This window comes from Olleya sediminilitoris, from assembly GCF_016785945.1.
GTDB classification, from domain to species: Bacteria; Bacteroidota; Bacteroidia; order Flavobacteriales; family Flavobacteriaceae; genus Olleya; species Olleya sediminilitoris.
The window spans coordinates 100,191-111,991 of sequence record NZ_JAEMEF010000003.1; the positions used below are offsets into that span (position 1 = coordinate 100,191).

Here is an 11,801-nt window from a genome sequence, read left to right on the forward strand (position 1 = left end):
TTGTGTAAATTTATCTCTTGACTATGTTAAGTATAGTCAGTAAAATAATAACAATTTAGTATCTTCGTATTTCAAAACAATATTACAATGAGTTTATCTAAAGATATAATGACAGCCTTAAAAGAGGCAATGAAAAGTAAAGATGCAGTAGCGTTAACAGCTTTAAGAGCAGTAAAATCTGCTATATTATTAGCGCAAACAGAAAGTGGAGCTAAACAAGAATTGACAGAAGAGCAAGAGCTTAAAATTTTACAAAAGCAAGTAAAGCAACGTAAGGATAGTGCTGCAATATTTTTAGATCAAGGACGCGAAGATTTAGCTGCGCCAGAATTAGCAGAAGCTGAGGTTATAAGTCAGTTTTTACCTGAAGCAATGGGTGTTGAAGAAATCACAGCAGTTGTAGAGCAAATTATTGCTAGCATTGGTGCAGAAGGCATGAAAGATATGGGTAAAGTAATGGGAATGGTTAGTGGACAGCTAGCTGGTAAGGCAGATGGAAAAACCATTTCAACAATAGTAAAAGCTAAGTTGGCTTAATTAAGAAGATAAATATATTGTAAGCTTCTTCTGGAGTTTTATAATTTAAACCTCATTGAATAATTTAATTTCAATGAGGTTTTTTTGTTTTTAAAAACATTTGTGTTAGTAATTAAAATGGTATTTTGTTCTATAAAAAAATATAATGTTAATGCTTCAATCAGTAAATACCGAGCTTCAAGAAAATCCATTGGTCTATAAATATGTTTTAGGTGTATTAACTATATTAATTGTTTGTTTTGTTATTGTCGCTGGTACAATCTGGTTGTTTAAATTTATTGAAAGTATTTATATAGATTATTTTGGAGGAAAACCATTAATAAGACATTTGTACTTAAAAGTTAATGATGTTACTTCAGTTCAAAGAGGCATATTAGAATCTGAGTTTAAATTCTATAATAGTTTAAATGAAAATGAACAACGTTATTTTAGGCACAGATTGCACAAGTTTATAAAATATACAGAGTTTATTGGTAAAGACGGAGTCATTATCCAAGAAGATCATCGTGTATTAGTCTCTGCAACAGCTATAATGTTAACATTTGGTTATCGGGATTATTCTATAAAATTTGTAGATAAAATTTTAATTTATCCTTCTGTATTTTATTCTAATCTAGATGATAATTACCACAAAGGGCATTTTAATCCTGCTTTTAGAGCAGTAATCCTTTCATGGGAGGATTTTGTAATAGGTTACAAAATTGAGGATGATAATTTAAATTTAGGTATACATGAGTTTATACATGCTTTACATATTAGTTACTTAAAGCCTAAATATAGTAACGATGTAACAGCCTACTTGTTTACAAGAGGAATTGAAGAATTAGAATCTTTTTTAAAGACTAACCAATCTTATAAAAATAAAATGGTAAACTCAGATTATTTCAGAGATTACGCATTTGAAAATAACTTTGAATTTATTGCAGTAGTGGTAGAGAACTTTATCGAAACACCTAGGCAATTTAAAACTCAATTTCCTCAAATATATAATAAGGTCAAGCAAATGCTTAACTTTAATTTTAAAGGGTATTAATAGCTCTTAAACTGATATATGTCATATTTAATTACAAAGCATTATCTTAATTTTATATCATAGATAATAAAAGATATGTCTATAATAATGACATTTGTAAATTACTTAAAAAATCAGTTTTAGGGTAAATAATCAATTTATTAAGTAATTTAAAAAGGCTCCAAAATATTGGAGCCTTTTTTTTGATATTATGAGTTAGCTAAAGCTTTAAGGTTTTTAATTGTTTCTGGTTGATTATCACTTTTAAAAACATGACTACCAGCAACAAAAACATCAGCACCAGCATCAACCAATTGCTTTATATTTTTATCAGTAACACCACCATCAATTTCAATTTTTGTGTCAAGACCTTGGGCATCAATCATAGCTCTAAGTTTTTTAACACGTTGGTAGGTTACATTTTCAAATTTTTGTCCACCAAAACCAGGATTAATAGACATTAATAATACCATATAACATTCTGGTAAGATGTCTTCTAAAACACTTACAGGAGTAGTAATATTAAGTACGACACCAGCTTTACAACCAGCATCTTTTATTTGTCTAAGAGTACGATGTAAATGTACAGTAGACTCATGGTGTACAGTAATAATATCTGCACCTACTTTAGCAAACTCCTCAATGTAACGTTCAGGTTTTTCTATCATTAAATGCACGTCTAAAGGTTTAGTGGCATGTTTTTTAATAGCAGCAATAACAGGCATTCCATAAGATATGTTTGGTACAAAGTGACCATCCATTACATCTATATGAAACCAATCTGCATCACTATTGTTTACCATTTCGGTATCACGTTGTAGGTTGCCAAAATCGGCAGCTAACATGGAAGGAGCAATTAATTTTGAAGACATTTATTTTAGTTTTGTGTTGTTTTGCAAAACTACTACTTTTTATTAGTTGTCCTCTAAAAGGGATTCAATAATTTTAAAAAAGAAATCACTGTTCTCAACATTATTATCCTGTAAAGTTTTAATAAAACTTTGTAGACTATATAAGGTTTCAGTATCCTTAATAACAGAATAGCCAATATCAAAAGACTTAAAATTAAGTTGTTTAATAGGCTTGTTTAATAATTCGGTGAGTTTTGAGTGTCTGTGGTCCTTTTTTATATCCTCATACACTGTGTCCAAAATAATTGGATTGCCTTCCAATATCTGAAAAAACAAATCCCCTTTTTTAACCAAAACACCAGTAATGTTATGACTATCATTTTTTAATTGCGTTTGGTTAAAAAGTGCTTCAAAATCCATAAGCTCAAGCCTTGAGTTAGCTTCACTTTTATAACAGATAGTTTTTAACATAATGGTAATATTTGACAGTAAATATAAAAAAGTTTATAAAATATAATAGTAAAAGTCTAAAATGAGTGAACCCGAAGTAATCAGCTTCGGGTTCTTCATCAATCAAAAAACGAACAGTTATGAATAACTGTTTGTTATCGTAACTTAGGTGTTAACCTAAGTAAGTTTTTAATATTTTACTTCTAGACGTATGTTTTAATCTACGTATAGCTTTTTCTTTAATTTGTCTAACACGCTCTCTGGTTAGGTCAAAAGTTTCACCAATTTCTTCTAAAGTCATTGGATGTTGGTTACCTAAACCAAAGTATAGTCTAATAACATCAGCTTCACGTGGTGTTAAGGTTTCTAAAGCACGCTCAATTTCAGTACGTAAAGAGTCGTGTAATAATTCACGATCAGGATTTGGTGACTCACCAGAGTTTAAAACATCATATAAGTTAGAGTCTTCACCTTCAACTAAAGGCGCATCCATACTTACGTGACGACCAGAATTTTTCATTGACTCTTTAACATCGTTAATAGTCATATCTAATTCCTTAGCAATTTCTTCTGGACTTGGTGGACGTTCATGAGCTTGCTCTAAGTGAGCAAAAGTTTTATTAATTTTATTAATAGAACCAATTTTGTTTAACGGTAAACGTACAATTCTAGATTGTTCAGCTAAAGCTTGTAAAATAGACTGTCTAATCCACCAAACAGCATAAGATATAAATTTAAAACCACGTGTTTCGTCAAAACGTTGTGCAGCTTTAATTAATCCTAAGTTTCCTTCATTAATCAAATCCGGAAGTGTTAACCCTTGGTTTTGGTATTGTTTAGCCACAGATACAACAAAACGTAAGTTAGCCTTAGTCAACTTTTCTAGTGCTATCTGGTCTCCAGCTTTAATACGTTGCGCTAATTCTACCTCTTCATCAGCAGTAATTAGGTCAACTTTTCCAATTTCTTGTAGATATTTATCTAACGATGCAGTCTCACGATTAGTAACCTGCTTGGTAATTTTAAGTTGTCTCATCTAAAAAAGTGTGATATTTAATCTTAATGAATATATTGCTATCATTAGTTATACGTAGCAAAGATATAATTTGTTACAAAAACTGACGATTATTTTTCAATCTCTTCTCTTTTTTTATTTGGCGTTCCCTTTTTAAGCCCCAAAAAAGGCTTAAAAACGTCAGGCTGTCCGTTATATCTTTTTTGTAAAAAAAGCAAAAAAGGATGCCACTACCATCCTTAACGCGCTTACTGTTGCGACTTACTCAAAATCTAAAAGTTGTGTAGCAGTAATAAGTTGTTTTAAAGCTTCAATTTTTGCAAATAGCTTATTAAAAAAACTGTTACGTTCCTTTTCTCCAGCAGTATTTAATAATTTACTGTTTTGTAATTGCTTTTTTAAAAAGCGTTCAGCCTCTTGACAAGTGTGTTTGTCTTCGGTTTTGTAATAAGATAATAAGGTGAAAGGGACGTAAAGTAGTTGGCTATTAGTAGCGCTAACTAAAACATGATTATTCATTAAGTGTAATTCATTGTAAAATAACATAAAAGGATTAGTGTTGGACAACAACTTATTAAAAATAGATTGAATTAATTGTTTTAATAAATCACATAATTCTAAAGCAGTATTAGAGTTAACTTGTCCAGCTTGATAGTAGTAATGAATTTGTTTTAGTGTACTATTTATAGTTGTAACATCCCAAATTTCTTGAGTATTTAAATTATTATACAAGCTAGCTAATTGTTTGCCAGCTATGATTAGTGAAGTGCTTGGTGCAAAATTATCAAAGCTTTTAGTCGCTAATTTTGGGTTTAACAATTTAAGCCAAACATAATATTTAAACCGACTTAGTGCATCACCATTTAAGTTATAAAATAAAGGAATGTCTTTTGCTGAATATAGTATGCTACTATCCTTTAGCGTTAATAAGGGTAATAAAGATTGGTAAGAATCCTCAAAATACTGTTGTAATTGCGACTCGTTTTCAATGTGTTTTGTTTTTTCAATACTAACAAACTCAGTAGATGTTGTTTCAAATAACCTGTCTAAAGATATGTTGTAGTATTTAGCCAAGGTAATACTTTCGTCTAAAGACAATTTACTTTTCAAGCTTAAACGTCTATGTGCAGCATCATAACTAATATCTAAAGCAGTAGCGACAGCATCGATAGTTGAGGTGTTATTAGGTAATTCGGTTTTTAAAAACTCTAAAAAGGCAGTTTGAAACATGATTAAAAATAATAAAATTTGTGATTATCGCAAAATTTAGTTTTTCAATTTGTGAATTGGACCATTTAAAACGTGATTATAACAATAGTTTTGGTCTCAACTAAATAAATCTTTTTATCATGAAACATATATTATTTATACTTTTTATTATAATTATTATGCCTTTTAGTAACGCTCAAAACGATACCATTTATAAACCCTACAGTAATCAATATCAGGATTATTTTAAACGTGTAACTTTTAAAATAGGAGGAGGTGTTTTGTTGCCACAAGGCGATTTATCAAAATATTTTGGTGTGTCTCCTTTGGTGGAACTTAGTTTAGATTTTCCGGTGACTGAAAAAAAATCGCTTCAGTTTGGATTGCAATTTATAGTTCCGGATCAAAAACAACCTTTTAAATATGTAAGAACTTTAGATACCATTCAAGCAAAAGCTTCTTTTATGATAAATCCAATGTTGAGGTTTAATAAAAACCTTAGTCAAAAGGAGGACAATCAATTTCATATTAGTTTGGGTATTGGAGCTTCCATAATTAAAACGGATGCTAGAAATCCTTTTTATTCAGGTAATGAAGATGAGGAAAAATACGAAGTTGTGACAGCATTGTTACTGTCTCCAAATTTAGATTATGTCAAAAAGTTTAGAAACAACGAAGAGTTAACCTTTAGTATTGGATTAAATTACACGCCTTATAAAATAGAAGGCGCTTTAAGGCAAGATATTGGAAATTTAAGTTTAACTCCCAGAATATTATATAGTTTTTGATGGTCTCAAAAAAAAGCCTATCATTAATGATAGGCTTTGTAGACTAATTTATTTAAAATTTGTACTCTAAACCACCAAGAATAGAAAGTGTATAAGTTTTGGACTTTAACCTATTTTCCAGGGGTTTAAAATGGTATTTAAACATAGGCTCTATGACAAAATGAAGTTTGTTAATAATCAAAGTATCAAAACTTAAACCTAAGTTTACAGACATGTTAGTATTTTCTATACTATCTATGCCTAAATTGTTGGGTATTCCATCAGTGTATATTGAAGCATCTTCTAGTAGTAAATAACTGACACCTGCAACAATAGATGTGTTAATTTTTCCTCTTATTAATTTTTGTTTTATTTCTAAAGGGATTTCTATATAGCTTATTTTTTCGGTAAAATTAAAGGTGTCTTCATTGGTTGTAAAGTTTAAATTTAATTTAGAAACTCCTATTCTTAACGATAAATCTTCTGTAGCCAAATAATTAAATTTAATACCATAATTACTTGATGTATTATTAGTTGTAGCATGATTAAAACTACTAAATTGATCTATTGATGCAAAAGGTAACACACTCCAACGTCTAAGTTCAGGTGTGTTAATACTGTCTTTTTTTGAGTTTTTTTCTTCTTTTAACTTATTCTCATTTGATACACTGTCTTTAGTCTTTATGTTGACTAAACTATCTGTTTTTTTTGTATTCTTTAAATTACCATTACCATTACCATTACCATTACCATTACCATTACCATTACCATTATCATTACCATTACCATTACTGTTTTTAAGCTCTTGACTACTATTTAAACTTAGTTGTTTTGGTATAGTTTTAAATGCTATATTAGTATTGTTTTTATTAGTCCCAAATTTAGGGTTGTTGTAAGGTGTATTATTTTTGTTACTTACGGTTTTGTTATTAATGTAATAACTATTGCTTACTGTAATGCTATTGTTAGTAGTTGTAACTTGAATGTTTTTAGTAGTATTATTATTGCTGTTTTTTGTTGAATTAACGTTTAGATTAGAATTATTACTTATGACATTTAAGTCTTTTGTTTTTAATTCAGGTTTTGGGCTTAGTGCTTGTTTATTACCTTTTGTAACGTTTGTTTTACTATTGATTGAACCGTTAGTGTTAAATAAAATAAAAATCAAGGCTAATATTGAAACACCTGCTATAGGGAACCAGAAATAAGCAAAGCGTTTTTTCTTTTTCTTTTTCAAGTCTATTTCTATTTTATCCCAAACCATAGTGTCAGGAGTCATATTAAGATCCTCAAGTCGGTCCTTAATTCCGTTACCAATGTCTTTATTAACTTCCATAGTATAATCTAGGTTTGGTTTGATTTAATTTAATGATTTTTTCCTTTAATAACACTTTTGCTCTGTGTAAGTTTGATTTTGATGTATTAACTGATATACCTAAAAGTTTTGCAACTTCTTTGTGAGAATAACCATCTAATTGATATAAATTAAACACTAGTCTGTATTGGTTAGGTAGCTCTTGTATACAGTTTAAAATATTAGTCAATTCAAGATTTAATTCCTCGTCAGTAACAGTAGTGTCCTCTAATATATCATTATTAATTATAATATTTAAGGGTCCTTCTTTTTTGTATTTATTAATAGCTAGGTTGATGGTAATACGTTTCATCCATCCTTCAAAGGACCCTTTATTTTTGTACTTTTTTATACTTTTAAATATTTCAATAAACGAATCGTGTAAATTGTCTTGAGCTTCTTCTTTGTTTTTAGAATATTTTAAACACTGAAGGTACAATGTGTCCTTATATCTTTGATATAAATCACCTTGTGCTTTTAGGTTGTTCCTTTTGCAGGATTTTATAAGTTGCTCTAGTTCCAATATTATTGTTTAAATCATTTTTTAATTTAGTATTAACATGGTGTTGCTACCAAGTAAATATTAACTACATAATAATTGTCATCTGCTAAGTTTTGCACACGTACATAAATATATTGAAACTGTGATGTGTTTAAATACATTTGATCAGATGGTATAGCGTTTGTGTTATTTATCGCATCATCTTCAGTTTCAAAAAATATAAGATCTGTAATTGAATCATCTGTTTGAAGAATGTTATTAATACAGAAGTTATAATCGTCAAAGGTAAATTCGGCAACGTCTAAATTGTCTTCTAGTTCACATTCTTCAAAAAGAAAATTGGTACATAATGCATAATCATCATCACAGTACTGATGTATTACAAAAGATTTGTCACCATTTGTCAATTGTATTGAATTAGAGTCTAGGTACTCAACTTTCCAGTCAAAGTTAAAATATTCGCCAACTTCTGCACTATTATTTAAACTAATGTTAATGTGTAATTCATTTTCAATAAATAATGTAGTCCATGATCCAAAAAGTAATTGTTCATTATATGTAAATGCAGTAGACCCATTATCTTCATTAAATATAGCGCCTAAGTAAGGATTATCTGTGTTTCTAGTGTATCCAACTTTCCAAACACAATTGTTTATTAATTGCAATACAGCTTCAGACTCAATAAGTTTAATATCTTCAATACATGCTTCAATATTTTCTTTTAGTTCTTCATTGTTGTTGATAGTAAAAGTAGTCCCATCTTCAAGTTGGGTTGTAATTGGGTAGCTTAAACTAATAGAATAATCTTCTTCAAGGTTATTTAAGTAGGTTAAAAATAAAGCGTCATTTTCAATTAAAGTAGTAGCCAATAATTGTAACTCAGGATTAAAAGTATACATTGTTATTGGATAATTGAAATTTACGCATGTTGTTGGTAAGTCGCTTTCAGGATTATCTGTTATTCTTGCTAAATTGTTATAGAGTTCAGAATTAACAGCTATTGTTTCTTCTGCACTGATATCAATTCCGCCAATTGGTTCGTTTTGGCAAGCAAAAAAAGAGATTAATAATGTGAAAGCAATTAATAGATTAATAGATTTTTTCATGATTTTAGCTTTTTGTCTTTACCTATAGTCTGTAAAAGTCAAAAAGGTTGCGTCAAATCATAAAAAAAACCTCAATTTAAGTTGAGGTTTTTTTATTTATTCAATGTTAAAGATAATTTAAGTTTACTTTTTTTATTAAACTCTAACTTGGCCATCACCAAAAACATAATACTTATTGGTTACCAGTTGTTTTAGTCCCAATGGTCCTCTATGATGCAGTTTGTCTGTACTTATGGCTAACTCTGCACCAACACCCATTTGTCCTCCATCAGTAAATCTTGTTGAGGCATTATGGTATACTGCAGCACTATCAACTTGATTCATGAACTGTAAAGCTTCATTGTTGTTTTCGGTTATGATTGCTGCCGAATGTTTTCCGGAATGTGTGTTAATCATTTTGATAGCTTCGTCTAAATCTGAAACTTCTCCTATAAGTAATTTTCTAGCTAAAAATTCCTCATTCCAAACATTAGCTTCTGTTATTTTTTTTGTTGAATTTAAAATTTTGTTAACCTTATTGTCAGACATTACAGTAACTTTATGTTGCTCTAATTTTTGTTGAAGCATTTCTAATTTTAACTCATATTCTGGTATGTTTTTATTAATTAAAACTTTATCTAAAGCATTACATCCAGAGATTTTATCAGTCTTTGCGTTTATAATAACACCTACAGCTTTACTCCAATCAGCCTGTTCTGACACATATAAAAAGTTATTACCTCTACCACTAACTAAAACAGCACACGTAGCATGTGTTTTTACAAAATTAATCAAGCGCTCACCACCTCTTGGCACAATTAGATCTAATTGTTCAGTAGGATTTTTTAAAAAGGCTTGTGTTTCGTCTCTTTTTAAGTGTAATAATTTAATCCAGTCTTTAGATAATCCATTGTACTCTAAAGCCTTGTGCCAACATTTTTCTAATATTAGATTGCTATTTAATGCTTCTTTACCTCCTTTTAATAAAATCTTATTATTGGCTTTAAAGGCTAAGACAGAAGCTTCAATAGTAACATCAGGTCTAGATTCGTAAATAATTAAAATGGTACCAAAAGGTGCAGTTGTATTAACAACATTAAGTTGGTTTTTAAGCGTTAAGTTAGATAGCTCTTTTCCAACAGGATCTTCTTGGTTTAAAACTGCCTTGACAGCTTCAATCATTTCATTTACTTTTTTGTTGTTTACAATTAAACGATCAAATAAAGCTTGATCTTCTTTATTAAAAGCGTCCAAATCTTTTTTGTTTGCAGCAATAATATTTTCTCGTTCATTGTCTAAAATCTGTAACATAGATTTTAAAACATTGTTTTTAGTATCTGTATTTAAAAGTTTCATTGTTGTGTATTTTAATTAGGCACAAATAAATTTTGTGCCAATTTGTTTATTATTTATAATGTCTACCATAACATTTTTGCGTTTACCATTAGCAATATATGTTGGTATGTTTTTACGTGCTGTCACCTTTGCAATTCTTAATTTTGAAGCCATTCCACCACGACCTTCACCTTCTTTTTTATTTGAAGCACAAACATATTTTTCGACATTTTCATTGGTTTTAACTTCGTGTAACTTAACAGAGTCTTCGTCATCTGGATGTCCTGTATATAATCCGTCTGTGTCTGATAAAATAATTAGCCTATCAGCATCAATCAATTCTGCAACAAGACTAGCTAACTCATCATTATCTGTAAACATGGACATGGTTAATGATACAGCATCATCTTCGTTAGCGATAGGTGTTATACCTTCGGACAGTAAACCTTCATAACAATTAATCATGTTTTCTCTGTATTTACCTAAGTCAAAATCTCGTTTTGTGGCTAATACTTGTGCGCAACGCATTCCGTAATCATGAAAAATACTATAATAATGTCTCATCATTCTGGGTTGACCTACAGAGGAGTAGACTTGACGTCGTATTGAAGAGTCTTCAATTTTTGTGTTTCCTAAAATTTCTTTTCCAGCTATTGCTGAACCTGAGGATACTAAAACGACTTTGATATCACGTTCATACAGTACAGCAATTTGTCTTACTAATTCCCTTAATACTGGTCCTAATATTCTATTATCTTTATTTGTTAGCACATTGGTACCTACTTTTACAACCACGCGCTTAATGTCATCTTCCATTTTATTTTTCTTTTCCTAATTCTACAGCTCTATCAAAAGCAGCATATGCAGCATCTTGAATAAGTTGTTTTACATTATTATCTTCCATACTATCTATTGCAGCTTGAGTTGTTCCGCCTTTAGAGGCGACTTTGTCGATCCATTTTTCTGGAGAGATATCATTTTGACTAAATAATTCAATTGCACCTTCAAAAGTGTTACTTACAAGTACTTTAGAGTCGTATTCTGAAAAGCCCATTTTTAAAGCAGCTTCAAGCATAGATTGCATAAAATAAAAAACATAAGCAGGACCACTACCAGAAATTCCTGTAGAGGCATCAATAAAATTTTCGCTACTTACCTCAATAGATGTACCTGTTGTGTCTAATAAATGTCTGATCATTAGTAACTCTACTTTAGATACTGAAGTATCTCCTGTATATGAAGTCACACCTTTACCAACTTTAGCAGGTAAATTAGGCATGGTTCTAATCACTTTTTTTATGCCTAATCCTTTTTGAATGGACTTTATTGTGACACCTGCCATTAAAGACACAAAAATTTGTTCTGTATTTACTAAATTGATCATTTCTGTAAATAGGTCTTCACAGTGGTATGGTTTTACTGCTAAAAAAATAATGTCTGCTTGTGGTAAACAGTCCTGTAATGATGTGTAAACATTAAATTTTGGTTCTTGTCTTAATGTTTCAATTTTTTTAGGATCGGTATCAAATATTCTTAATTTGTGTTTGTTTAATAATGAAGAATTTATCATTCCTTCAGAATAAGTTAAACCCATGTTTCCGGCTCCTATTACTAATACTTTCATAATGTGTTTTAATTAATAAATTAACTGTCAGTACTATAATAGCATCAATTACTATGCGAT

At 29.9% G+C, this 11,801-nt stretch carries 13 protein-coding genes; 3 read left to right on the plus strand and 10 right to left on the minus strand.

From position 1 onward, the window contains the following. The first annotated feature begins 87 nt into the window (after positions 1 to 87). Together JAO71_RS04725 and JAO71_RS04730 are read left to right on the plus strand one after the other, a co-directional pair. Positions 88 to 537 carry a GatB/YqeY domain-containing protein gene (locus tag JAO71_RS04725; protein ID WP_028289083.1) on the plus strand — a complete coding sequence of 150 codons (450 nt, stop codon included), beginning with the start codon at positions 88 to 90 and terminating at the stop codon, positions 535 to 537. Between the two features lie 151 nt (positions 538 to 688). After that, entirely contained in the window at positions 689 to 1,570 is an 882-nt protein-coding gene (locus JAO71_RS04730; RefSeq protein WP_202999254.1) for a zinc-dependent peptidase, read from the plus strand. Between the two features lie 188 nt (positions 1,571 to 1,758). Here the strand turns inward: JAO71_RS04730 and rpe are convergent, their stop codons facing one another. The 4 genes from rpe to JAO71_RS04750 all read right to left on the minus strand — a co-directional run bounded on the left by rpe (position 1,759) and on the right by JAO71_RS04750 (position 5,095). Next, positions 1,759 to 2,421 carry a ribulose-phosphate 3-epimerase gene (gene rpe, locus JAO71_RS04735; protein WP_054851974.1) on the minus strand — a complete coding sequence of 221 codons (663 nt, stop codon included), beginning with the start codon at positions 2,419 to 2,421 and terminating at the stop codon, positions 1,759 to 1,761. A 42-nt stretch (positions 2,422 to 2,463) separates the two neighbouring features. Continuing rightward, positions 2,464 to 2,871 (minus strand): BLUF domain-containing protein, encoded by a 408-nt coding sequence (locus JAO71_RS04740; protein ID WP_028606573.1) that lies wholly within the window; start codon positions 2,869 to 2,871, stop codon positions 2,464 to 2,466. A gap of 151 nt (positions 2,872 to 3,022) precedes the next feature. Continuing rightward, complete coding sequence (locus JAO71_RS04745) at positions 3,023 to 3,886, minus strand: sigma-70 family RNA polymerase sigma factor (protein ID WP_028289079.1); 864 nt, start codon at positions 3,884 to 3,886, stop codon at positions 3,023 to 3,025. Between the two features lie 240 nt (positions 3,887 to 4,126). After that, positions 4,127 to 5,095: a hypothetical protein gene (locus JAO71_RS04750; protein WP_202999256.1), complete on the minus strand. Its 969-nt coding sequence runs from the start codon at positions 5,093 to 5,095 to the stop codon at positions 4,127 to 4,129. 119 nt (positions 5,096 to 5,214) lie between these two features. On the opposite strand from JAO71_RS04750, the gene JAO71_RS04755 reads away from it, so the two are divergent. Next, the gene (locus JAO71_RS04755; RefSeq protein WP_202999258.1) at positions 5,215 to 5,862 is read left to right on the plus strand and encodes a hypothetical protein; all 648 of its coding nucleotides are present in this window, start codon (positions 5,215 to 5,217) and stop codon (positions 5,860 to 5,862) included. A gap of 52 nt (positions 5,863 to 5,914) precedes the next feature. Here the strand turns inward: JAO71_RS04755 and JAO71_RS04760 are convergent, their stop codons facing one another. The 6 genes from JAO71_RS04760 to proC form a co-directional block, all read right to left on the minus strand. After that, complete coding sequence (locus JAO71_RS04760) at positions 5,915 to 7,177, minus strand: hypothetical protein (RefSeq protein ID WP_202999260.1); 1,263 nt, start codon at positions 7,175 to 7,177, stop codon at positions 5,915 to 5,917. After that, positions 7,167 to 7,718 (minus strand): RNA polymerase sigma factor, encoded by a 552-nt coding sequence (locus JAO71_RS04765; protein WP_054851970.1) that lies wholly within the window; start codon positions 7,716 to 7,718, stop codon positions 7,167 to 7,169. Before JAO71_RS04765 ends, JAO71_RS04760 begins: the two co-directional genes overlap by 11 nt. 32 nt (positions 7,719 to 7,750) lie before the next feature. Continuing rightward, positions 7,751 to 8,803 carry a hypothetical protein gene (locus tag JAO71_RS04770; RefSeq protein ID WP_202999262.1) on the minus strand — a complete coding sequence of 351 codons (1,053 nt, stop codon included), beginning with the start codon at positions 8,801 to 8,803 and terminating at the stop codon, positions 7,751 to 7,753. 135 nt (positions 8,804 to 8,938) lie between these two features. Further along, positions 8,939 to 10,138 carry a glutamate-5-semialdehyde dehydrogenase gene (locus JAO71_RS04775; RefSeq protein WP_202999270.1) on the minus strand — a complete coding sequence of 400 codons (1,200 nt, stop codon included), beginning with the start codon at positions 10,136 to 10,138 and terminating at the stop codon, positions 8,939 to 8,941. A gap of 15 nt (positions 10,139 to 10,153) precedes the next feature. Continuing rightward, the gene (proB, locus tag JAO71_RS04780) at positions 10,154 to 10,933 is read right to left on the minus strand and encodes a glutamate 5-kinase (protein WP_028606567.1); all 780 of its coding nucleotides are present in this window, start codon (positions 10,931 to 10,933) and stop codon (positions 10,154 to 10,156) included. Between the two features lies 1 nt (position 10,934). Then, positions 10,935 to 11,741 (minus strand): pyrroline-5-carboxylate reductase, encoded by an 807-nt coding sequence (gene proC / locus JAO71_RS04785; RefSeq protein WP_116824073.1) that lies wholly within the window; start codon positions 11,739 to 11,741, stop codon positions 10,935 to 10,937. Positions 11,742 to 11,801: the final 60 nt, after the last annotated feature.